Genomic DNA, 22,816 nt, shown 5'->3' with positions numbered 1-22,816 from the left:
TGTCGCTGTCGAGACGGTCGGTCTTGGCGCGACGTCTGCGCCGGTTCACTTCGATACTGGCTGAATCCACCACCAGGTTCGTGATCTGATGTGCATCCAGGCAGCGGTGCAGCCAGAAACCGTCACGCCCGGCTTCATAACAGCTGCGCACCGGGGCATCAATGGTCAGATGACAGCGCGCTTTGGCCTTTGAAATCGCCGTAAAGAATCGAGTTACCCAAAGAAAATCATTGCGCTTACACCCAATTTGTTGCTCACCGTTCCTACGCTCACCACGAGCTTGTCACGGGCGGCATGTCCCATCAAGCCGCTCGCGGGCCACTAACACGATCTCACACTCTTGAAGGTGCATTAGCAGAATTTGTGAACACGCCCCAGTCTTATTGTTGCGCCAAAGCATCACAGCGGACACGACGAGAAAATCGCTCTCGGCCTTTGCTGGCGGTGCTGCCGAGAGTTCACGCGTTAGCAGTAACTGTGGCCACGGTTAGCAGAAACTTCGAACACCAACAGCGGCGCACGACCGAGCTGCCGGTACAGCTGCAATTGTCCTGACCGATTCGATCCTCGAAAAGCGACGCGGATCTTGTCCACGGATCAGCCGAACGCGACATCGACGGCGCTCAATGCCCTTTACGAAAATTTCCGATAAGCGCCTTCGATTCAGCCGAATCGAGCAGCGTTTCGAATTCGTACAGCTCGGACCGGAACAGCGAGTTCATGTCTGCGAATGCATGGCGCTTGATCAGCGCCTTGGTCGTGGCAACCGAGGCGCCCGGCATCTTCGCCAGTTTCTCCGCGCGTTCGCGGGCGTAGGCGAACAGCTTTTCGGGCGGCAGCACGCGGTTCACGAGGCCAGTGCGCAGCGCATGATCAGCGTCGAACGTTTCGGCAAACAACATCGCTTCGGCGGCCAGGCGGTAACCGGCGGTCATCGGCGCCAGCCGGCTCGATCCGAATTCGGGGCTCACGCCGATTTTGGTGAACGGCATGCCGAATGTCGCATTGGAGGCCGCATATACGACATCGCAGTGATACAGGAGCGTCGTGCCGATGCCCATTGCCGATCCCGCTACCGCCGCAATCAGTGGCTTTGTCAGGGCATTCACCGTATCCATGAAGGTCAGGACCGGACGATAGCCTTCGTGGGGAACGGATTCGGATTTGAGATCCTTGCCGGCCGTAAACATGTCGCTTTGGCCACGAATGAGAAGAACCCGAACTTCCGGATCATTTTCGGCATCGGCGAATGCCTCGCTGAGCATCGTGTAGGCATTGTCGTCCAGCGCATTCTTGCGCTCGCGTCGATTGATTTCGATTTCAGCAACGCCATTGGACACGGCGTACAGAACAGGGAGGTGCACTATCAGACTCCTCGTAGCGTGAGACGGCAATTCCGGGTCGATATGATTTCGACGCGGCATTGCGTGGATTCGGCATGTCGGTACCAGCCCGGCAACGGCAAACGACGCGATGAGTGCGTGACGAAAAAGCCCTCCTGGATTCGCATCCAAAAGGGTTTTTAAATGAACGGGCGGGTCATGAGTCGGATCTTCCCTGCACCTGGAAATTCACCGGCTCCGCGCCATCGTCACCGAAATAACCGTACAGGTCGAACCCGTAATCCCTGGGGCTCACCCATGCCGATACCGCCACGGCCCGCACACGTACGGCGATCGTGTCAGCCGATTGCGAAGCCGTGTTGATACTGCTGTCGTATGCAAACATCGGAATGTCCACTCACTGCGCCAAACCGCGAATCCCCGCATTGAAGTTCACCAGCGGCGAGCCCGCATCGTCGGTGGTCGTCTTGCGGATCTTGCCAACGAACATCTCGTGCGTGCCCAGCGTCGTGGTATGGATGACCTCGCACTCCACATTCGCCAACGCGTCGAGCAGGATCGGCAGGCCGTCCAGCCCCGCCCCCCACTGCCCGTCGGCAAATCGCGCACAGCCCTGCGGCATCTTCAGGAACTTCGTCACCACGTGCTGATGTGCCTGGCCCAGGATATTGGCCACGAATTTCCCATGCGTGTTCAGCGGCTCGAGCATGGATGAATCGCGGTGCACGAAAAAGCCCACCAGCGGAGGGTCCGCCGAAATCGCCGTCAGGCTGGAGATCACCATACCGCTCGGCTGGGCGACGTCGCCCGTCGTGATCGCGGATACACCCGCCGCCAGCATACGCATGGCTGCCTTGAAATCTTCCACCGAACTGCCAGCCGAACCTGCATTGCGCACCATGTGCGCGCGAATCAGGCCCGCTTCGTTGACCCAGTTGAACTTCCTGGCGAAACCCACCATCGCTTCGAACCCGGCTTCCCAGTCGGCATCGCCGGCCTTGCCGGACAGGAACCGAATGACTTGCGGATTGACCCAGATGTGTTCGTCATCGGCACGCTGCCCGACGCGCGCAATCGCGCGATCCAGCAGTGCGCCGGGCTGCTCGTCTACGAGGATCTCGAATTGCTTGAAGTGCGACGGTGCAATCAGCGTAATCGCGCCACTGTTGGTCATATGCAAACGCATTGCAGGTCTCCGTATTTCTCGACTACCGATTAACCCAGCCGCCACTGACAATTCGTCCCGCTCCAGTGCGTCGCGCACTGCCACGTGATATAGAGGCATCCTGGTCGTATTGACTGCCGGACAGCGCAATCGTCATCGGCGACGACGATTGCGAGTCGTTACTGAATCGATTCTAAGCCGGTCTGCAGGCCGAACCAATCCAAAAAACTCGCTGTCTGTATTCGGAATTCGACATCAATACGCAGCGAATTTCGCCGCTTTCCCGTCGCCGCGTCGGCTTGCCTGCAGTATCGATCTTCGCGTTCCCGCAGCCTGTCCCGGCAATCGTTGTGCGTCGTTCCGGATGACGCCATGATCGGGTCACGGCGCGTGCGAAAAATCATGTGGCGCAAAAGAGATCGATGCTGTCGCGGGACCAGGGCGCGTTGCTGTTGTCGATGTGCTCGCATCCGCTGCCGGGACTCCGCCTCTGCAGGCAAAGCGTGTGTTGTCGTCCGTTCGCGTCGGGACATCGCAACACGCGAGAAGGATCGTCGCGGACGACCGAACATGGGAAGGGATCGTCTGTCGTGCAACGGCCGGCGCGCCTGCACGATGAAGCGCGTCCGGGCCGGCGTCGCGCGCGTGACGATAACGCGTTCGCGCGCCGCGCCGGCTCACACCACGCCCCGCTCGGCCAGTTCGGCGATACGCGCGTCGCTATAGCCGAGCACGCGTTGCAGCACATCGCGCGTGCCTTCGCCCAGTTGCGGTGGCGCATGCCGCACGGGCATGCGCTCGCCGTCGAAACGCCAAGGCGGCGCCAGCACGGGTGTCGTGCCCGATTCGGTATGGGGGTGCGCCTGCTTGGTCAGGAGCCCCGCTTGCGTCGCACGCTCGGACAGCAGCGCTTCGCGCAGCCCCGCCACCTCGCCGCATGGAATGCCCGCGCCCGCGAGTTTGTCGAGCAGCGTGGCACGCGTTTCGGCGGCCAGCGCCCGGCGCACTTCGGGCAGCAGTGCCGCGCGGTTCTGCGAGCGCAGGATATTGGTCCTGAAACGCGCATCCTCGGCCAGATCCGGACGCAGCAGCACTTCGCGGCAAAAGCGTTCGTACTGGCCGTTATTGCCAACGGCGACCACCAGCGGGCCGTCCGCGGCGTCGAACACGCCATACGGTACGATGGACGGATGCTCGTTGCCGAAACGCGGCGGATCCTCGCCCGCCACGAGCGCTTCGAGTCCATAGTAGGCGGTGATCATGAGTCCGCAGTCGAACAGCGCCATTTCGATGTGGCGCCCGCAGCCCGTGCGTTCGCGTTCATAAAGCGCCGCCAGAATCGCCTGCGCCGAATACATGCCGGTGAACAGGTCGACGGCCGCCACCCCGAATTTGAGCGGCGGCCGTTCGGCTTCGCCATTCAACGCCATCAATCCGGCTTCGCCCTGCACGAGCAAATCGTAGCCTGGGCGCTCAGCCTCCGGGCCGGCGCGATCGTAACCGGAAATCGAGCAGTAAACGAGGTTGCCGTTTTCGCGCTTCAACTGCGCGTAACCGATGCCGAGTTTTTCCGCGCCGCCGAATTTGAAATTCTGAATCACGACATCGCTCGTCTTCGCAATGTCGCGTGCGATCTGCTGGCCTTCCGCGGTTTGCAGGTCGAGCGTGAGCGAGCGCTTGTTGCGATTCACGCTGTTGAAATAGGCGGTTTCCGTGCGGCCGATGCGCAAACCCCAGTCGCGCGTGTCGTCGCCACGCCCGGGATGTTCTATCTTGATGACCTCCGCACCCAGGTCGCCGAGCACCATCGCACACCATGGGCCGGCCAGCACGCGAGAAAGATCGAGCACGCGTATGCCGGCAAGCGGCAGTGCCCTTTTTTCTGAAGTCATCAGGTTGCTCCTCATTGCATTACACGGGACGAAGCCGGCTCCGGCATCCGGTGTGCCGGTTCGTCCATTCAGCAGATCGGGTGTCGGCCGGGTCGATATCCGGAGCCGAAACCGCCACCCGCGTACAGCCGCCGCGACGCCGCTCGAGAGCGTCCTTCCCGCTGCGTTCCACCGTTCCGGTCACGCGGCCCGTTGCCGGATCGCTCACGTCGGTCTTCCGTCGCCGACGGCGCGAACATCCTTCTCCGACATTCAGGATGCCGGACGGATTCGGCTTACCGGCCGGCCATGCCGTTACGCCCCGGCAATCTCGATGCCGGAGAAATCGAGGACCGTCCGCCCGAGGACGCGGCGGCTGCCCAGGTCTTCGAATGCGTCGTTGATGTCGTTCGCACTGCGCATACGCAGCGGAGGCGGACGCAGCTTGCCGTTTCTCGCAAGCTGGACCGTCGCCTTCAGATCGTCGAGCGTGCCGACGAACGAACCGACAATGGCCAGCGATCGCTGGGCGATCGGCGGCATCGGAATCGACAGCTCGCCCCCGTGCAGTCCGACGATGACGTACATGCCACCCTTGCACAGAGCGGCGTTCGCGACCGCGAAGGTCGCGGGCATGCCGACGAAATCGATCGCGCCGACCAGCCGGCCTTCGGTCAGCGCGAGCAATTCCGCTTCCGCCCGCGCGTGATTCGAGCGCAACGTTCTCGTGGCGCCCAGCTCGCGGGCCGCGGCAAGCTTGTCTTCGTCGACGTCGCAGGCGACCACGTTCTCGACACCGCGCGCGCGCAGGATCGAGATCGCCGACATGCCCACGCCCCCGCAGCCGATCACCGCAACCCAGTCACCCGCGCAGGGCTGCGGCAGCTTCGCCACGGCCGCATACGATGTCAGTCCCGAGCAAGCCAGCGTCGCCGCGAATGCATCGTCGAGCCCGTCAACGTCAACCAGATACTTTTCGTCGGGAACCAGCAGATGCGAAGCGAATGCGCCTGGCATCGCGATTCCGAGGTTCCGCGGCTTCGCGCAGAGGTTCGCGCGACCGATTTCACATGCGCGGCAGGTTCCGCAACCGATCCACGGAAACACGAGCTTCTTCTGACCGACGGCGACCTCGCTCACGTTCTCGCCACAGGCGACGATCGTACCGAGCGGTTCATGGCCGAGCGTCAGCGGCGGGCGCAGGCCACGTTCGCTCAGCATCGCCTTCTTGCCGCCGCCCATATCGAAGTAGCCTTCCCACAGGTGAATATCCGAATGACACAGGCCCGCATGCGTGACCTTGACCAGGACTTCCCGGCCTTTCGGCGTCGGGGTCTCGCGCAGTCTCACCTGCAGCGGCTTGCCATGTTCGACGACGTCGTAGCTAAACATTGCCTTGCTCCTCAATTGCTCGTGCGCGCTGCCGCCCCGCCGGCACCTCGATAAACAGCCCATGACCGAATGCCTTGTTCAGACGTCCGATCATGGGCATGCACTCCCGTCCGTCACTCGACATCCGGATACTTTTCTCGACATCGAGCCATGCGAACACCGGACTCAGAAGTTATGACGGATGCCGAGTCGAGCGACAACTTGCTTGCCCGTCGAGCTATCCACGATGTTGTCGATGTCGGCGACAGCGCGACCACCTTGCGAATTCACGCCTCGCGAATCCTGGTAGCCCGCTGCGGCATACAGCGTTGTGCGCTTGGACAAAAAGTACGAAATGAGTGTGTAGAACTGATTCGAGTGCTGGTTGCCCACCTTCGTGCGGTCAGGCCGCGTCACGCCTGCCGACGTCTGGTAGTTCCAGCCCACGGCCGTCGAGAAGAATGGCGACCACATGTACTGGACACCCAGATCGAACGTGTTGAACGTGACCGATGCCCCGTTGAATGCCGTCATCTTGCCGAACTGCGCATTCGACCACGAGCCGGCGAACGTCCACGGGCCCTTCGTGTACTGCGCGGCGACCATGGCGATCTGGTACGATTGCGCGCTGGTGTAGCCAGCGTCGAGTTGATGGCTCAACAGCGTGCCCGAACCATTCGACGTGAACCAGCCCGTGCCGCTCGTACTGCCTGTCGGATTCTTGAAGAACTCGTAGGCGGCGCCGAGCTTCAGGCCCATGCCCGTATCGTATTGGGCTCCGAAGTTGTATTGCAGGCCGTTGGTTACGTCACCAGCGACACCGCCGAGAGCAAGCCCGCCGCCGAACGTCAGGCCCTTGATGGTCGGGCTCAGATAGCGGATCGAATTGTTTTGACGCAGGTTGATAGCGGCGTTGTCGACATCGCCCGCGTGCATGGCGGCGCCGTTCGAGTTCAGCGTACCGGCATCCAGCGGCATCGTAAAGTTGTAGACGGAATCGTACTGGCGACCGAGCGTCACTTGACCGTATTGCGTGCTGCGCAGGCCGACGAAGATCTGGCGGCCCCACATCAGGCCGCCTTGCCCGAAGCCACCCGTCGGCATATTGATGCCCGATTCCAATGTAAAGATCGTGTGAAGCCCGCCACCCAGATCTTCGTCGCCACGGATACCCCAGCGCGAACCGGCTGTGCCCGACAGCGAATCCATCGCGAATTTCGAACCGGCCGGGGTAACGGTACCGTCCGCCTTCGTCGTGCCGGTGTTATTCGTGTACGTCATGGCCTGGTCGAGAATGCCGTACAGCGTCATCGAGCTTTGTGCGTGTGCCGAAAACGCGAACGTTGCCAATGCGGAAGCTGCGAAAATCTTTTTCACTGACGTGTCTCCAATATTTTTTCTATTAATTGTGTGATCAAATATGACCGAAGTCCGCCCGCAAGATAAAGCGGGAGCGGAAAAAGCGAATTTATTTAAACCTCCAGACAACAGAACCCAAAAAACAAACACGTCTTAAGCCGTTTTTTAACGAATGATTTGGGCAGCTTCTCCGACGACTGCGCCGGACCGCCCGCCCCGCATTGACGCCACGCTCGGCAAGCCGGCATTGTCGGTGGTCGTGCTGCGGATCTTTTGCGCGAATATCTCTGCGTGCCGGAGCGCGCAGTGCGGATGACGCACGTCGCCATCACACGCTGGCGCGCCAGGCCCGGCATCGTGTGCGCGAATGGGTCACGCACTTGCCGCGGCTAGCGAATGACTGAACATCGCCCGAAGGACGACGGCGCAATCAGCGTATCGCGCCGCTGCCGGCCCATGCGGACGCATGGCCATCGTTCCGGCATGCGGTCCTTCACGCTGCGAGCTTGTTGTTGCGGGCCAGTTCCTTGCGCACTGCCGGGATGATCCTGTCGCCCCAGAGTTCGATCTGCCGAAGCATCGTCTTCTGGTCACAGTCGCCCAGCTGCGTTTGAAGCGCGATATGGTTCGGCTTCAGGATTTCGATTTCTGCGAGCAACTTGTCGATCACTTCGTTTACCGAACCGACCGGCAAATTCTCACGCAGTTGATCGAGCGTCATGTCCGCGGCGCACGGCGTTTCCTTCATCAGGTAGCCATCGTCCACGTCCATGCGTCGGTCTTTCAGCGCTTCCGAGATACGACGCGCCCAGCGTGCCGAATCCAGATACGCATCGACTTCTGCCTTGCTGTCCGACGCGAAACCACACCGCAGGAAACCGATCTTGGTCTGGCCCAGATCCTTGCCCAGCTCCGCGGCGAGACTTTCCAGCCGGCCGCGCAGGTCGCGCAGCGCATCGTTGCCGCCGTGCAGAACGGTCGTGAACAGATTCACGTTTTCCCTGAATGCGCGCCCCAGCGTGCCGGGATTCATCGACGTGATCCACAGCGGCACCTTTTTCTGGACCGTGCGGACTGCAACCGACGTCGGCAGCATGTCGAAATGCTTGCCCTTGTACTCGAAGACCTTTTCGTTGAGCCCCTTGTTGAGGATGTCCCAGACCTCGTGGAAGATCTCGCCGCTGTTGGAGAGATTGCAGCCGAATCGCTCGAATTCGAATTGCTGGTAGCCCGAACCGATGCCCAGCTCGAGACGTCCTTCGGACAGCGTATCGGCAAGACCGATCTCGGTCAGCAGGCGTGCGGGATGGTAGAGCGGAAGAATGCAGACCGCCGAGCCGAGGCGGATTTTCGTCGTCCTGGCCGCTGCGTGCGCAATCGTCATCAGCGGCGACGGCGACAGCGAGTAGTTGTTGAAATGGTGCTCGGCGTACCAGGCGGCATCGAAGCCGGCCTGCTCGGCCACGACCGTCTGCTCGATCGTGTTGTGGATGACGCTCTGTGATGTCTGAGCGTAGCTGCGCTGCTGCGCAAGAAGAAATACGCCGAATTCCATGATGGCATCTCCGTTGTAATGGTTGGTCGATTACTGGCTGGAGCTCAAGCTGAAGCGGATTATGAGCAGCCCGTCACCCATCGCACAACCCACACAATTTCTCGTTCTGTATTGCGAATTCGACATCAATACTCCCCCGATCGCGATCATTCCGTGTAGTACATTAGCCTCAGCCTTTCGCGGATATTTTCGGCCTCGGGATCGGTATTAACCCGGTGGTTAATCCGCGGTGCGCCGGCCGTAAGCGGTACGTTCGGGAAGGTCTGCGGAAGTCGTCCGGCATGATCCGCGAGACAGGATGTCGACGAGGACTGTCTGTCGGACGAACCGGCGATCCCGGAATCGGGATGCCTGTCGAGGGCCAGGCCGGCGCTCCGTTTGCCCGATACGGCAAACGGGTTCATGGAGTGAGACTTTAGACCGATAAAACAGGACGACGATGAACGGACTGATGCAACAACGGCAGCTCCTGATCTCCGATCTGATCGAGCATGCGGCCAACTATCACGGCGATCAGGAAATCGTGTCCCATCCGGGCAATGGCCGGACCCATCGTTACACGTGGTCCGCCGCGCTTGGCCGCTCGAAGCAGGTTGCAAATCTGATCCGGTCTCTCGATGTGAGCGCCGGTCAACGTGTCGCGACGCTGGCATGGAATACCCACCGTCACCTTGAACTCTATTACGGCGTTTCCGGGACCGGCGCAGTCCTGACCACCGTGAACCCGCGCCTGTTCGCCGAGCAGATCGTCTACATCCTGAATCACTCCGAGAGCACCCATGTGTTCTTCGACGTGAACCTAGCCGGGCTGGTGGCCGAGATTGCGCCGCAATGCCCGAATGTCAAAGGCTTCATCGCACTGTGCGAAGCCGATCAGATGCCCGATCTGGACGTACCCGGCCTCGCCTGTTACGAATCGCTGATCGCCGCCTGCCCCGGCGCGTATGCGTGGCCGCGACTCGATGAAAACAGCGCGTCGTCCATGTGCTTTACGTCGGGCACCACGGGCAATCCCAAGGGCGTTCTGTATAGCCACCGTTCGACGGTGCTGCATGCGATGTCCACCTGCATGGCCGACAGCTTCGCCATCAGCGCCCGCGACAGCATTCTTCTGATCGTCCCCATGTTCCATGTGAACGGGTGGGGCATTCCGCATTCGTCCGCAATGGCGGGCGCCAAGCTTGTTCTTCCGGGCTCGCAATTGTCCGGTGAAAACGTGTACGCAATGCTCCGCGACGAGAAGTGCTCGGTCTCCTGTGGCGTACCGACCGTCTGGATGTCGCTGCTCGACTATGCGCAGAACGTGGCCCCGGAACGGCGCCGTCGCGACATCGTGATGACGCGCGCGCTGTCGGGCGGATCGGCGGCCCCGCGTCGCGTGATCGAGAGGCTCGAGCAGTATTTCGGCGCCTATCTGTGTCAGGCGTGGGGGATGACAGAAACGAGTCCCGTCGTGACCGTGAACGTGCCGCTTGCCAAGCATGCGCACCTGACGCCTGACAAGCGCTTCGACCTCCAGATGCTTGCCGGTCGCCCGCTGCCCGGTACCGAAATCGCCATCTTCGACGACGACGGCAATCCGCTTGCCCGCGATGGCCAAACCGCCGGCCAACTGAAAGTGCGCGGCCCGTGGGTTTCCCGTGCCTATTACAAGCATGAGCAGGACGGATGTGACGCGAATGGCTGGTTCGCGACCGGTGACATGGCGACATTGAACGCCGACGGATTTCTCAAAATCACGGATCGCTCGAAAGACGTGATCAAGTCGGGGGGCGAGTGGATCTCGTCGCTGGACCTGGAAAGCGCCGCCCTCAGCCATCCCGCGATTGCCGAGGCGGCGGTCATTGGCCTGCATCACTCGCACTGGCAGGAGCGCCCGCTGCTCGTCGCGGTGAAGCGCCCGGGCATCGAAGTGACGGCGCAGGACGTTCTGGATCACATGCGTGCTCACGTCGCCAGATGGTGGCTTCCCGATGACGTCGTGTTCGTGGATTCCCTCCCCCATACCGCGACCGGAAAGCTGTACAAGGTCGCGCTGCGCAAGCAGTTCGAGGGCTTCCGGTTCTCGACCGATATCGAAAATGCGTGAGGATATAACGATGCAGTCCGAAAGAACGGTTCTCGTGACGGGGTCCGCATCCGGTATCGGTTATGCGAGCGCGCGGCGCTTCGCCACGGAAGGCTGGCGCTGCGTGCTGGTCGATCGCCAGGCCGAAGCGCTGCAGCGCCTGCTCGACGAGATGCCTCACGCCGGCGAGCCGCACCTGATTCGTGTCGCCGACCTGACGGACCCCGTGGAAATCGCGGCACTGGCCGACGATATGCCGTACCTCGATGCCATCATCAACAATGCGGGCATGTCGGACAGCACGCAATTGCCGCTCACCGCCATGGCGGACGCGCAATTCGCGCCGCTGGTTCGTCTGAATCTGGATGCGCCTCGTCTGATTTTCCAGACGCTGGAACGGAAGCTCAAGCCGCATGGCCGCGTCGTCAATGTCGCGTCGGGCGCCGGGCTGCACGCGATCCCGTTCCGTGGCGCGTACTCGCCGACCAAGGCCGGCGTGATCGCCTTCACGAAGGCGCTGGCCCATGCGCGACCGGATCTCGGCGTGACCGCGCTGTGTCCCGGATTCGTGCGCACGGAAATCGTGCGCCGCCTGATTGAAGCGGGTCGGCTCGATCCCGTTCGCGCCTCCGGGAAAACGCCGCTCGGCCGTATCGCGGAACCCGTCGAACTTGCCGAGGCGCTGTGCTTCCTCGCGAGCGAAGGCGCCCGCCCTCTGTCCGGGTCCGCCGTATCGGTGGACGGCGGGGCTTCGGTCTATGGCGGCTCCGCCCAGTGCGCCGCGGCCGAGTACGACGTCCTGCCCATGAACGCCGCAACGTCCATCGAGGTCGTGGGCGCCGCCCCGGACGCCGGGCAGCACTGGATGTCGCTGCAGGTCGGCAAGCGGGATGCCGGGTACGCCGCGGTCATCGACGCTTCCGTGCTGAACGCGGCCGACGGCCAGCGCCTGAAGACGGCGCATGAAGCGGCAACGCGCTTTGCCCGCGCCCATACGCGAAATGCGAGCCTGACGCTTCTGCTCCCCGCGCAGAGCACGGACTGGCGCACCTGCGGCGACGAGGCGGCGGCGCGCATGTTCGTCGCGACGCAGGCATGCGAATGGGGCTCCCGGGGTTTGCGCATCAACTCGCTCGACGTCCACGCGCAGATGTCGGTCGACGCGGTGCGGCCCATCGTTCACTACATGGCCGGCGCGGCCGCACAGTTCCTGACCGGCCAGTCGTGGACGATCGCCCCCTGAACGACAGATATCCAACGACACATGGAGACGAGGATGGAGCAGTCAATCGAACGACAGCGGATCAAGGACAAATTCATCGCCGCACGCGGCTATTGGCGTCCGTGGACCGATGCCATTCTGAATCTCCATCCCGACTTTCTCGAGCGCTATGCGGATTATGCCGGTCAGCCCGCAAGGAACGGACCGCTCGGTTCCCGGATGGTGGAGCTGGTTTATGTCGCCCTCGATGCGTCGTCGTCTCATATGTACGGCCCGGGTCTGGCGACGCATCTCAAGGCTGCCGTAAAGGCGGGCGCCACCCCTTTTGACGTGCTCGACGTGCTGCATCTGGTGGCGATGCAGGGGCTCGAAGCCGTCCATGCGGGCGCCGCCATTCTCGGTGAGGAACTGGACGCGCGCGAGCCCGGCGACATCGCGTCCGCCGGCATGCAGCTCAGCGGCGCGTTCAAGGCCGCGCATCCCGCCGCCGCGGCCTTGATCGAAGACCTGGCGCGATTCGATGCGGAGTACGCGCGCGTGGTGGCGGACTTCATCCAGTTCGGCGGCACCGGCCAGGGCTTGCGCGATAACGAACGCCTGCTCGTCCAGATCGCCTTGAATGCCTGCTTTACTGCATTCAATCCCGGCGCCTTACGCCGCCATATCCGTGCCGCCCTGAACAACGGGATTGACGCGCGGGACATTCTCCAGGTCATCCAGCTCGGTGCGCATCTCTCCGTGCATGGCACCGCGTTGGGCGCAATGTCGCTCGACGAACTGTTCGCATCCGGGAAGGGGCATGGCCATGAGTCACATTGAACATCCGATGTCGTGGCTGGGTCTGTCCGGACGCACGTGCGTCGTGACGGGCGGTGCCGGCGGGATCGGTTCGGAAACGGCCAGGCAAATGGCGGCGGCAGGCGCGAAAGTTGCGGTTATCGACCGTACCGAAGCGCTCTGCACCGAAGTCGTCAACGATATCCGGCTGGCCGGTGGCGCCGCGATCGCGATCGGCTGCGACGTCGCCGACGCCGCGTCCGTGGCACGTGCCGCCGAAACGGTCTGTCGCGAGTTCGGCGCCGCTCAGGTGTTGGTCAACAACGCAGGTGTCGGCGGTGGCGGTCGTACCGCGCTGCTGGATGCATCGCCCGATGAATGGAACCGTCTGCTGTCGATCAACCTGACCGGTGCATTCCTTTGCGCGCAGGCGTTCGGCGCGCAGATGCGCGATGCGGGACACGGCGGCACCATGGTGCACGTTGCGTCCATCGGTGGCGACATCGCGATACCGAACGGCATTGCCTATAGCGTGAGCAAGGCTGGCGTGCTGATGCTTTCCAAGCAGCTTTGCCTCGAACTCGCGCCTTTCGGCATTCGCAGCAATTGCGTCAGCCCCGGATTGGTTCGCACTCCGATGAGCGACGCGTATTACCAGGACGAACGCCGTCTCCAGGCGCGCAACCAGGCCGTGCCCAGCGGCCGGATCGCAACCCCGAAGGACATGGCGCAGGCCATTCTGTTCCTGTCCAGCGACCGGTCCGGCTACGTCAACGGCGAAGATCTCCTGATCGACGGCGGTTTGAGCCAGGTCGTCATGGCAAACATTCCGCGCATCTGATCGGATTTAAGAAGCACTCCCAACTAGAGGACGTTACATCATGGAATTCAATACCCTGCTGGTCGAGATCAAAGACAAGATCGCTCTCGTGACGCTCAACCGACCGGAAAAGCGCAATGCCCAGAACACCGAAATGCGCAATGAAATCATCGAGTGTTTCGACGTGCTCGGCGCGCGTGACGACGTGTCGGTGATCGTCGTGACGGGTGCAGGTTCCGTGTTCTCGGCCGGGGCCGACATCAGCGACCGCAAGGATCTGTCGCAACCCGGCGCATTTGCGAGGCATCACCGTATCGTCCGCGAATCGGCATATGCGATTCGCGAATGCCCGAAGCCGATCATTGCCGCGATCAATGGCGCAGCCATGGGCGCCGGCTTCGGCATCGTCATGAACTCGGACATCTGGGTGGCATCGGAAGAGGCTTACGTGTCGATGCCGGAGATCAACGTCGGCCTTGCCGGAGGCGTGTCGTTCCTGAATCGCATTTTCGGCCAGTCGCGCGCCCGCCGCATGTTTTACACGGGCATGAAAGTCACGGGGCGCGAGCTGTATCGGCTGGGCCTCGTGGAAGCATGCACGACGCAGGAGGAGCTGCTGCCGTTCGCGATGGAAATCGCCCGGGAAATTGCGTCGAAGTCGCCCATTGCGCTGCGTCTCGCCAAGGAAGCGGCTCGCCTGACCGAGAACATGCCATTGCGTGAAGCCTATCGCTACGAGCAGGGCAACACCGAATTCCTGTCAAAGACCGAAGACTCGAAGGAAGCGCAGCGCGCCTTCCTCGAAAAGCGGGCCCCCGTGTACGTGGGCCGCTGATCAACCAGGCCGTCGAAGCGTCCGTGGCGCCGCCCCGAACCGGTCCGGCCGCCCCATCTGGATTAAATCGAGTCAATCATGAGTGAAGTGGATCAAGTGAAGGACGAAGCGTTTTATGCGGCGTTTCGCCACGAAATCGCCGACTATATCGAAGCGCATGTCCCCGCCGAAGTGCGTGCCGCCACGCGCGCCAATCAGAAGCTGGGCCGTGAGCTCCTGAGCCGGTACACGGCCGCGATGGCCGAGGGCGGGCTCGGCTATTCGGCGCCGGGCTGGACCAGGGAGTTCGGTGGGCCGGGCTGGGACGTGATGCAGCGCCTGATCTTCGAGGAAGTGACGGCGGCAATGGATTGCCCGCAACTGTATCACCACGGCATCGGCCATATCGGCCCTGTCATCCAGGCATTCGGCACGGACGAGCAAAAGGCGCGCTTTCTGCCTCCGATCATCGACGGATCGGAATGGTGGTGCCAAGGCTATTCGGAACCCGGCGCCGGCTCCGACCTCGCGTCCCTGAAGACCTCCGCGATCCTGGACGAGTCCGGCGAGCATTACATCGTCAACGGCCAGAAGATCTGGACGTCGCACGCGCAGGAAGCGGACATCATGTACACGCTCGTGCGAACGAGCAACGAAGGCAAGCGTCAGGAAGGCATCACGCTGCTGCTGATCCCGATGAATACGCCGGGCATTGAAGTTCGCCCGATTCACACGATCGACCAGTGGCACCACGTCAACGAAGTGTTCCTGAAGGATGTGAAGGTTCCGGTGTTCAATCGCATCGGCGCCGAAGGCCAGGGCTGGTCGTACGGCAAATTCCTGCTCGATCGCGAACGCCTGAGCCCGGCCCTGATGCCGCGCCTGCTGCGTCACGTTCAGCAGGTTACCGAACTGGTTCAGCACAAGATCACGGAACAGGGCGCCACCCCGTCGCTGCTGAAGGCGCTCGATCACTTGCTCGAGGTCGAAGCCGGCGCATACGGGACGCGCGAGATCCTGCTTTCGGCGATCAGGGAAGACATGGCAGGCACGCTGCAATCGTCGAAGTCCTCCGCGCTGAAAATGGCGTGCTCGAAGCTGAGCCAGGAAGTAACGTCGATTGCAATGGACGTGCTCGGTCCCGAGTATGCCGCGCGCCTTCTGCCGCTGGCAGCGACGGAAGACGAACTGAATCTCGAACGCAACTTCGTCCATACCTACCTGTTCTACCGTTCGCGCACGCTGGCGGGCGGCTCGACGGAGGTCCAGAAGAACATCATCGCCAAATCGATCATGGGCGCCGGCTATACCGTGAGCAACATGTTCCGTGGCGACATGTTCGACTCTTCGACACGTCTGGCCGCCGCGGCTGAAACGCAGCCGGGCAACGCCGTCGAAGGCGAGGCGTCGGGGAAATGGCGGCAAGCCATCGAACTGGGCTGGCAGTCGGTTCTGGTGTCGGAAGACAACGGCGGCATCGGCGCGACGCTCGCCGATCTCGCGGCCATCGTCGAGGCGGCCTCGCGTTATCCGAACGTCGCTCCGCTGGTCGAGCGTTGTGCGGTGGCCCCGGTTCTCCTCGAAGCAGCGGCCGCCGCGCCGAAGGTCGCGCCGGTGCTCGAACGACTGCTGGGCGGCGAAGCGTCCGTGTCGCCGGTTCTGCAATCGGTTTCGGGCACGCCGCTCCAGGCCGCCACGGTCAGCCTCGAAGACAACGTGCTGCGCGGCGCCATTCGCGGCTCGAACGAAAGCGAACCGGCCACGCATGTCGTCTTCAACGCGTCGACCACGCAAGGTCAGGCCCTGGTGCTGATCGAGCGTGCCCGTCTGGCCGGGCGCGCCCGGTTCTTCCGCGGGATCGACGGCGCGGTGACCGTGGATTACGACGTTGACGGCCTCCAGGTCGACGAGGACGACATCGTGCTGTCCGGCGCCGCCGCCAACGTCGCGGTCAACCAGGCGCTGCAGATCGGGGCGCTGCTGACATGCGTCCAGATCGTGGGCGCGGTCGGTGCGCAGGTCGAACAGACGATCCAGTACCTCAACGACCGGGTGCAGTTCGGCAAGCCGCTGGCCGTCCACCAGGTCCTCCAGCACAGCGTCGTGGATTGCTATGTGGCCTACGAGGGGATCAAGGGGCAGGTCGCCCGGCTGCTCGAAGGTTTCACCGGCAGCGATGACTGCGCGATCGACCGCCTGGTCGTGCTGACCAAGAGGTTCTGTGCGGGCGTTGCCGAACAGGTCGGCCACGCGGTGATCCAGATGCACGGCGGCATGGGCATGACGGTGGAAATGCCCGCGACCCAGCTCTGCATGCAATCGCGCACTGCGGCACAACGGTTCGGCAACCGCAGCCAATGTCTCGACTGGCTCGTCGCACAAGCCTGAGTCCGGCCTGATTCAGGCTCCCCGACGCGACCGGGGAGTCATCGATCTCACTCGCATACTATGACATCGTCTACGCTCAGCACCCTGTTTGACGCAAAATCGGTGGCCGTTATCGGCGCCTCGTCGGATGCGGACCGCATCGGCGGCCGCGTACTGCGATTCCTGCGCGAATCCGGCTATCAAGGCAAATTGTTCCCGATCAACCGCAGCGGCTCGGAAATCCAGGGGCTTGCAGCCTATCCGTCGATCCTCGACGTCCCCGACGTTCCGGACCAGGCGATCATCGTGGTTCCCACCGGCAGCGTGGAATCGGCATTGCGCGACGCGATCGAGAAAGGTGTCAAGTCCGTGGTCGTGCTGACCGCAGGTTTTGCCGAAATCGATGCGCAAGGCCGCGCCGTCCAGGACCGGATGGCCGCGATGTGCAAAGCCGCCGGCGTGCGCATGATCGGCCCGAACTCGCTCGGTCTGCTGAACGTTGAATCGCGTCTGTTCTCGACGTTCTCGGTCGTGCTCTACGGTGTCAGCCCCAAGGCCGGCAACATCGCGCTGGCGACGCAGTCGGGTGCGTTCGGCTCGGCGCTGTACGGCGCTGCCACGCTGCGCGGCATGGGATTCAGCAAGATCGTGGCCACCGGCAACGAAGCGGACGTCGATGTCGCGGAAGCCATCGACTATCTGGCTGGTGATCCTGGCACCCGGGTCATCCTGGCCGCACTCGAATCGGCCAGGGACGGCCAGAAACTGCGGCGCGCGCTGCTGAAGGCGGCCAACGCGCACAAGCCGGTCATCGTGATGAAGGTCGGCCGCTCCGAGCTCGGCGCCGCCGCCGCCGCCACCCACACGGGCTCGCTGGCCGGCAACGACGCGGCCTACGATGCCGTGTTTGCGGAGTGCGGTGCGTATCGCGCCCAGTCGCAAGAGCAGATGCTGGACATCGCCTACCTGATCTCGACCGCCGGCCATCTTCCCGTCAACAACGAACTGGGCGTGCTCACATCGTCGGGCGGTATCGGCGTGATGGTCGCAGACGCCTGTGGCGATTCCGGCCTCACGATGCCCGCGCTGCCCGACGCCGCCCGAACGGCCATGCTCGAGCTGCTTCCGTTCGCGGTCGCCGCCAACCCGCTCGACGTCACGGCGCAGATCACATCGGTCAGGAATGGCACGGTGCGCGCGCTCGACCTGATGCTCTCGAACAGCAGCTACGGTACGACGCTCGCGTATCTGGCATCGGCCGGCCTGGCTCCCGCAACGTTCAAGACCCGTTATGCGCAGCCGCTGGCCGAGCTCAAGGCGACGCATCCGGAACGCGACGTCATCATCGTCACGCTGTCGCTGCCCGAAGTCGACCGCGAACTCGAAAAGATCGGCATTCCGGTATTCAACGACGCGACGCGCGCCACGCTCGCACTGGGCGCCGCAGCGACGATCCGCGCCCGGTGGGCGAACCTCTACGAGCCGGCCGAAGCGACACGTCAGGTCCGGGCGTTGGGCAACGTGACCACGGAAGCCCTCGCCAAGGAAGCGCTGGCCGACGCGGGCCTGCCGGTGCCGCAAGACGTCCTGGCCGCCGACGCCGATGCGGCGGTGGCTGCCGCCGATGCGATGGGCTACCCGGTGGTACTCAAGATCGTGAGCCCGCAAATCATGCACAAGACCGAAGTCGGCGGCGTTGCGCTCAACGTGAAGAACGCCGACGCCGTGCGCGCCGCGTACCGGCAGATCCTGGACAGCGTCCACCTGCGTGCCCCCGGCGCACGGATCGAAGGCATTCTGGTGTGCCCGATGATCGTTGGCGGCACCGAAATGATCCTCGGGGTGAACAACGATGCCACCTTTGGCCCGATGATTCTGGTCGGTGCCGGCGGCGTCAATACCGAGCTCTACAAGGACGTGTCCCTGGTCTCCGCCCCGCTCACGCACGCGCGCGCCCGCCAGGCGCTCGACAAGGTGAAGGCCGCGGCGTTGCTGAAGGGCTGGCGCGGCGCGGCGCCCAAGGACACGGGCGCGCTGGTCCAGGCCATGGTCAAGCTGTCCGATTTCGCGATGAATCACCCGGAAATCATGAGCGTGGACATCAATCCGCTGGTTGTGCGCGAGACCGGCGCCGCCGTGCTCGACGCGGTGATCGTCACGCAATAACGGCAAGCCGGAAGGCACCGATGGGCCCATCGGTGCTTCCTTTCTCCAGTCAGGGACACAGATGAGCAACAACGACGTATCGAACAAGGCCGTGCAGGATCTGCTCGACCGTGAAGCCATTCGCGAATGTCTCTACCGTTATTGCCGCGGCGTCGACCGCGGTGACGAGACGGCATTGCGCGCCACCTACTGGGACGATGCAACGGACCGCCACGGCCCGTACCAGGGTGCGGCAACGGGATTCTGCGACTGGGCACTGGACATGCTCAAGACACCGGGCCGCGGCGTTCACCTGATCGGCAACATCATGATCGAGTTGCACGGCGATCAGGCTTTGGCGGAAAGCTATTTCCACGCCGTCCAGGAGGATCGGAAAGTCGTGCCCGGCGCGGTCACTGAAGTCTCGCTGTATGGCCGCTATATCGACCGTTTCGAGAAGCGGGATGGCGAATGGAAGGTCGCGGCCCGCACGGTGGTCTACGACTGGTCGCGTAGTACGCCGGTCGCCGATTCGACCGACATCGGCATGTTCGGCAGCGCGCGCCGCCCGCTCGGCGCGCGCTGCCCCGATGATACGTTCTACGAAGTCCGTGCCGATATTCTTGCGCGTCGCGCAGCAGAACCGAACGACGGCCGGGAAGCACAATGACATATCACGCCATCGGCATTTCCGGCGAATCCCGTGACGCACTGGGCGAGTGCCCTCTGTGGGATGATCGCGAGCAGATCCTGTACTGGATCGATTCCCACGCGCGTGTCGTGAAAGCGCGTGATCTGGCAACGAATACGGTGCGCGAATGGAACCTGCCGGCGCCGATCGGCGCCATCGCATTGTGCGAAAGCGGTCGTCTGCTCGTCGCGCTCGTGGACAGCTTCCACTTTCTCGATACCGAAAGCGGCGAGCTCACGCACTTCGTCGATGTGGCGCACCCTGCCCCGCATATGCGCCTGAACGACGGCCGGGTCGATCGCGAAGGCCGTCTCGTTCTGGGTTCGATGGCACTCGGTCGCCGCGAACCCGTGGGAGTGCTGTATCAGGTCGACGGCCGCGGCAATCTGAAGGTGCTGGAAACAGGTATTTGCGTCACGAATTCGACCTGCTTCTCACCCGATGGCCAGTATCTGTACTTCTCGGATAGTCCAAGTCACCAGCTGCGTCGTTATCGCTACGATTCCTCGACCGGTACGCTGGGCGAGCGCACGCTGTTCGCGGACACGACACCGTTCGGATCAGGTCCCGACGGTGCGACCGTCGACGCCGACGGCAGCCTCTGGACCGCGCTAGTTCTCTCGGGGCAACTCGCTCGATTCACGCCCGACGGGCGGCCGGATGGGGTGATCGACCTGCCTACGGTCTATCCGAGCTGCCCGTGTATCGGAGGCCCGGCACTCGATACGGTCTTCGTGACCAGCATCAGCAACAGCGGGAACGCGCTCAGGAGCGAAAACCCGCTTGCCGGCGCCATGGTCGCCGTCACCGGAACAGGCGTGCGCGGACTGCCGGAATGCCGCTTCAAGGATCAGTGAATCAATTCAACGACGTTCAGGAGCAGAAATGGCGAAACAACTCGAAGGCAAGGTCGCACTTGTGACGGGCGGCGCCCAGGGCATTGGCCGCGGTATCGTCAATAAATTCGTTCGCGAAGGCGCGATCGTCGGCATTCTGGACCGCGACCTCGACAACGCCCGGGCCGCAGCCGCCGACATCAACGCACAGGGCGGCGTCGCGTACGCTTTCGGCGGCAACGTTGCGGAACGCGACACGATTTTCCAGGCCGCAGGCGGCCTCGTCGAAGTCGCCGGTCGTTTCGACGTGATCGTGAGCAACGCGATGTGGGTTCGCTATGCGCCCGTTCTCGAGATCAGCGAGAAAGACGTGTCGATGATGACCGGCACGGGTTTCAATTCGGTCGTATGGGGCATTCAGGCTGCGGCTCGCTACATGAAGGACGGTGGCGCGGTCGTCAATATTGCTTCGTCGTCGGGCTTCATTGGCCTGCCCAAGGCGCTCGTCTACTGCGGCGTGAAGGCCGGCGTGCTCGGCCTGATGCGCGCGGCCGCGGCGGAGCTGGGGCCGCGCGGCATTCGCGTGAACTCGGTTGCTCCCGGCTACACGGAGACCGAAGGCGTGGTCAAGAACGTATCCGAAGAGACGCGCAAGATCCGCCAGGCGAAGACGCCGATGCCGCGTCTTGGCCAGCCGGAAGACATCGCGAATGCGGTGTGCTTCCTGGCCTCGGATGAAAGCGCGTTCGTGAACGGCGAATGCGTTCGCGTGGATGGCGGGTCCGCCATTGCCTATCTCTAGCGCATGTCGGGAGCCGGCGTGATTTAACCCTCGATCAGGACGACGCGGCAACGCGCTCCGCCCGTCTTGCATCCTATTCAAAACATAAAAGGAGACAACAACATGAAGACCATTGACGTCCAGTCGTTCATCGATCAACGACCACTCAAGCCTTTTCACGCAATTCTCTTTACCCTGATGTTCCTGACCATCGTCCTCGATGGCCTCGACACCTCGGCAATGGGCCTGATCGCACCCGCGCTGATCAAGCAATGGGGCGTGACCAAAGCCGATTTGGCGCCGGTGCTCAGCGCCGCGCTGGTCGGTATCGGCATTGGCGCCATCTTCGGCGCGCCGCTCGCCGACCGTATCGGCCGCCGTGTCGTGCTCGTGATCTCGGTGGCCTTCTTCGGTGTGTTCTCGATCGCGGCAGGTTGCTCGACCAATGTGACCGAGCTGATGTGGTCGCGTTTGCTGACGGGCGTTGGCCTCGGCGCCGCCATCCCGCTGTGCGCGACGCTGATGAACGAGTTTCTGCCTTCACGCATGCGCTCGCGCGCCGTGAACTTCATGCTCTTCGGCTTCGCCGTGGGCGGCGGCATTACCGGCCCGCTGGCCAAATCGGTCATCCCGACCCACGGCTGGGAAGGCTATCTGATCACCGGCGGCATCGCCCCGATCGTCGTTGCCGTGCTGCTCGCGTTCTTTCTTCCGGAATCGGTTCGATACCTGGCAGCGGCGGGTAAGGGACAGGACCGGATCGCGAAGGCATTGAAGCGCATCGACCCCGCAGCCGATTTCACGGACACGACGTTCGTGGCCGACTCCGCGGTTGCGGCGCAAAAGCGCCGGTTGCCGGTCTCCGAACTGTTCTCGGCTGAACTGCGAGGCCCGACGCTGCTGCTCTGGGTTGCGTACATCTGTTCCACGATCACGCTGTACGTGCTGAGCATGTGGCTCCCGACCATTCTCCAGGGAGACGGCCGCACGCTCGCCCAGACCGCCGACACGATGATGTGGTTCAACTGGTGCTCGGGTATCGCCATCCTGCTGGGCGGCGTTCTCATGGACAAGTTCGGCCCGCTGCGCGTTATCTCCGCATACTTCGCGATCTCCATGCTGATGGCGCTGCTGGTCTCGGTCAGCGGTGCACGCGGCGATGCCTTGCTCACGCTGCTGATCATGGCTGCAATGACCAACAATGGCGCCTGCTCGTCGATGTCCACGCTCGCGACGCAAATGTACCCGACCAGCAGCCGCGCCACGGGTGCCGCGTGGGTGCTCGGCATGGGCCGCTTCGGTGGGATTGCCGGCACGTTCCTCGGCCCTGTTATGATCAGCCTGGGCTGGCCGCTGACAACCATCGTTGCATGGATTGCGCTGCCGGCAGTGATCGCGTCGGTGTCGATCTTCTGCATCGGCTTCGGCATTCCTGCACTGCGCTGTGGCTATGTCGGCCTGCCCTCAGGCGAAGCCATCCACTGACAGCAAGCGAATCCGAATTCGACTCGGCAAAGCCGCTGCCAACGTGTAGCGGCTTTGTGCTTTTACTGATCGGGATAACCCCATACATACAATAGCCCTGTGCATCGGCAACAGGGAAGGTGAGACGTCGTGGACAGACTCCGTGC

18 protein-coding genes are annotated in these 22,816 nt (G+C 62.8%); 11 read left to right on the top strand and 7 right to left on the bottom strand.

What is annotated here, in order from left to right:
* Positions 1–623: 623 nt before the first annotated feature.
* The 7 genes from DID96_RS20295 to DID96_RS20265 form a co-directional block, all read right to left on the bottom strand.
* A complete protein-coding gene (locus tag DID96_RS20295) occupies positions 624–1,364 on the bottom strand; it encodes an enoyl-CoA hydratase-related protein (RefSeq protein WP_185732310.1) in 741 nt (246 codons plus the stop codon).
* A 175-nt stretch (positions 1,365–1,539) separates the two neighbouring features.
* Positions 1,540–1,728: a hypothetical protein gene (locus DID96_RS20290; RefSeq protein ID WP_124601052.1), complete on the bottom strand. Its 189-nt coding sequence runs from the start codon at positions 1,726–1,728 to the stop codon at positions 1,540–1,542.
* 12 nt (positions 1,729–1,740) lie between these two features.
* A complete protein-coding gene (locus tag DID96_RS20285; protein WP_124601051.1) occupies positions 1,741–2,529 on the bottom strand; it encodes a flavin reductase family protein in 789 nt (262 codons plus the stop codon).
* Between the two features lie 656 nt (positions 2,530–3,185).
* Positions 3,186–4,400, bottom strand: coding sequence for a CaiB/BaiF CoA-transferase family protein (locus DID96_RS20280; RefSeq protein WP_124601050.1), 1,215 nt, complete (start codon positions 4,398–4,400; stop codon positions 3,186–3,188).
* A gap of 294 nt (positions 4,401–4,694) precedes the next feature.
* The gene (locus tag DID96_RS20275) at positions 4,695–5,771 is read right to left on the bottom strand and encodes an alcohol dehydrogenase (RefSeq protein WP_185732309.1); all 1,077 of its coding nucleotides are present in this window, start codon (positions 5,769–5,771) and stop codon (positions 4,695–4,697) included.
* A 165-nt stretch (positions 5,772–5,936) separates the two neighbouring features.
* The gene (locus DID96_RS20270) at positions 5,937–7,259 is read right to left on the bottom strand and encodes a porin (protein ID WP_260463959.1); all 1,323 of its coding nucleotides are present in this window, start codon (positions 7,257–7,259) and stop codon (positions 5,937–5,939) included.
* 343 nt (positions 7,260–7,602) lie between these two features.
* Positions 7,603–8,664: an LLM class flavin-dependent oxidoreductase gene (locus tag DID96_RS20265; RefSeq protein ID WP_124601048.1), complete on the bottom strand. Its 1,062-nt coding sequence runs from the start codon at positions 8,662–8,664 to the stop codon at positions 7,603–7,605.
* Between the two features lie 439 nt (positions 8,665–9,103).
* Here DID96_RS20265 and DID96_RS20260 point away from each other — a divergent pair, with 439 nt between their 5' ends.
* The 11 genes from DID96_RS20260 to DID96_RS20210 all read left to right on the top strand — a co-directional run bounded on the left by DID96_RS20260 (position 9,104) and on the right by DID96_RS20210 (position 22,670).
* Entirely contained in the window at positions 9,104–10,753 is a 1,650-nt protein-coding gene (locus DID96_RS20260) for a long-chain fatty acid--CoA ligase (protein WP_124601047.1), read from the top strand.
* A 10-nt stretch (positions 10,754–10,763) separates the two neighbouring features.
* Positions 10,764–11,975: an SDR family NAD(P)-dependent oxidoreductase gene (locus DID96_RS20255; RefSeq protein WP_124601046.1), complete on the top strand. Its 1,212-nt coding sequence runs from the start codon at positions 10,764–10,766 to the stop codon at positions 11,973–11,975.
* Between the two features lie 33 nt (positions 11,976–12,008).
* Positions 12,009–12,773, top strand: coding sequence for a carboxymuconolactone decarboxylase family protein (locus DID96_RS20250; protein WP_124601045.1), 765 nt, complete (start codon positions 12,009–12,011; stop codon positions 12,771–12,773).
* The gene (locus DID96_RS20245; RefSeq protein ID WP_221624592.1) at positions 12,754–13,572 is read left to right on the top strand and encodes an SDR family NAD(P)-dependent oxidoreductase; all 819 of its coding nucleotides are present in this window, start codon (positions 12,754–12,756) and stop codon (positions 13,570–13,572) included. The genes DID96_RS20250 and DID96_RS20245 overlap by 20 nt, the downstream gene beginning before the upstream one ends.
* Positions 13,573–13,612: 40 nt before the next feature.
* Positions 13,613–14,386 (top strand): enoyl-CoA hydratase/isomerase family protein, encoded by a 774-nt coding sequence (locus tag DID96_RS20240; RefSeq protein ID WP_124601044.1) that lies wholly within the window; start codon positions 13,613–13,615, stop codon positions 14,384–14,386.
* Positions 14,387–14,473: 87 nt separating this feature from the next.
* Positions 14,474–16,753: an acyl-CoA dehydrogenase family protein gene (locus DID96_RS20235; protein ID WP_260463958.1), complete on the top strand. Its 2,280-nt coding sequence runs from the start codon at positions 14,474–14,476 to the stop codon at positions 16,751–16,753.
* A 102-nt stretch (positions 16,754–16,855) separates the two neighbouring features.
* Positions 16,856–18,898, top strand: coding sequence for an acetate--CoA ligase family protein (locus tag DID96_RS20230; protein ID WP_124601042.1), 2,043 nt, complete (start codon positions 16,856–16,858; stop codon positions 18,896–18,898).
* Positions 18,899–18,959: 61 nt separating this feature from the next.
* On the top strand, positions 18,960–19,547 hold the full coding sequence (locus DID96_RS20225; RefSeq protein ID WP_124601041.1) for a nuclear transport factor 2 family protein: 588 nt from the start codon (positions 18,960–18,962) through the stop codon (positions 19,545–19,547).
* Positions 19,544–20,425, top strand: a complete 882-nt coding sequence (locus DID96_RS20220; RefSeq protein WP_124601040.1) for an SMP-30/gluconolactonase/LRE family protein — start codon at positions 19,544–19,546, stop codon at positions 20,423–20,425. Before DID96_RS20225 ends, DID96_RS20220 begins: the two co-directional genes overlap by 4 nt.
* A 28-nt stretch (positions 20,426–20,453) precedes the next feature.
* Positions 20,454–21,206 carry an SDR family NAD(P)-dependent oxidoreductase gene (locus tag DID96_RS20215; RefSeq protein ID WP_124601039.1) on the top strand — a complete coding sequence of 251 codons (753 nt, stop codon included), beginning with the start codon at positions 20,454–20,456 and terminating at the stop codon, positions 21,204–21,206.
* Positions 21,207–21,308: 102 nt separating this feature from the next.
* A complete protein-coding gene (locus DID96_RS20210) occupies positions 21,309–22,670 on the top strand; it encodes an MFS transporter (protein ID WP_124601038.1) in 1,362 nt (453 codons plus the stop codon).
* The last annotated feature ends 146 nt before the right edge of the window (positions 22,671–22,816 follow it).

Origin of the sequence: Burkholderia sp. Bp8963, from assembly GCF_003854275.1 — a bacterium.
In the GTDB taxonomy this organism is placed as follows: Bacteria; Pseudomonadota; Gammaproteobacteria; order Burkholderiales; family Burkholderiaceae; genus Burkholderia.
The sequence above is the reverse complement of the archived record's forward strand: the minus strand, read 5'-3'. Positions and strand labels throughout refer to the sequence as shown.

Bases quoted from the DNA above. Each gene is read 5' to 3' on its own strand.
- DID96_RS20290 (WP_124601052.1), bottom strand. From the start codon at position 1,728: ATGTTTGCATACGACAGCAGTATCAACACGGCTTCGCAATCGGCTGAC.
- DID96_RS20285 (WP_124601051.1), bottom strand. From the start codon at position 2,529: ATGCGTTTGCATATGACCAACAGTGGCGCGATTACGCTGATTGCACCG.
- DID96_RS20280 (WP_124601050.1), bottom strand. From the start codon at position 4,400: ATGACTTCAGAAAAAAGGGCACTGCCGCTTGCCGGCATACGCGTGCTC.
- DID96_RS20275 (WP_185732309.1), bottom strand. From the start codon at position 5,771: ATGTTTAGCTACGACGTCGTCGAACATGGCAAGCCGCTGCAGGTGAGA.
- DID96_RS20265 (WP_124601048.1), bottom strand. From the start codon at position 8,664: ATGGAATTCGGCGTATTTCTTCTTGCGCAGCAGCGCAGCTACGCTCAG.
- DID96_RS20260 (WP_124601047.1), top strand. From the start codon at position 9,104: ATGAACGGACTGATGCAACAACGGCAGCTCCTGATCTCCGATCTGATC.
- DID96_RS20255 (WP_124601046.1), top strand. From the start codon at position 10,764: ATGCAGTCCGAAAGAACGGTTCTCGTGACGGGGTCCGCATCCGGTATC.
- DID96_RS20250 (WP_124601045.1), top strand. From the start codon at position 12,009: ATGGAGCAGTCAATCGAACGACAGCGGATCAAGGACAAATTCATCGCC.
- DID96_RS20245 (WP_221624592.1), top strand. From the start codon at position 12,754: ATGGCCATGAGTCACATTGAACATCCGATGTCGTGGCTGGGTCTGTCC.
- DID96_RS20240 (WP_124601044.1), top strand. From the start codon at position 13,613: ATGGAATTCAATACCCTGCTGGTCGAGATCAAAGACAAGATCGCTCTC.
- DID96_RS20225 (WP_124601041.1), top strand. From the start codon at position 18,960: ATGAGCAACAACGACGTATCGAACAAGGCCGTGCAGGATCTGCTCGAC.
- DID96_RS20220 (WP_124601040.1), top strand. From the start codon at position 19,544: ATGACATATCACGCCATCGGCATTTCCGGCGAATCCCGTGACGCACTG.
- DID96_RS20215 (WP_124601039.1), top strand. From the start codon at position 20,454: ATGGCGAAACAACTCGAAGGCAAGGTCGCACTTGTGACGGGCGGCGCC.
- DID96_RS20210 (WP_124601038.1), top strand. From the start codon at position 21,309: ATGAAGACCATTGACGTCCAGTCGTTCATCGATCAACGACCACTCAAG.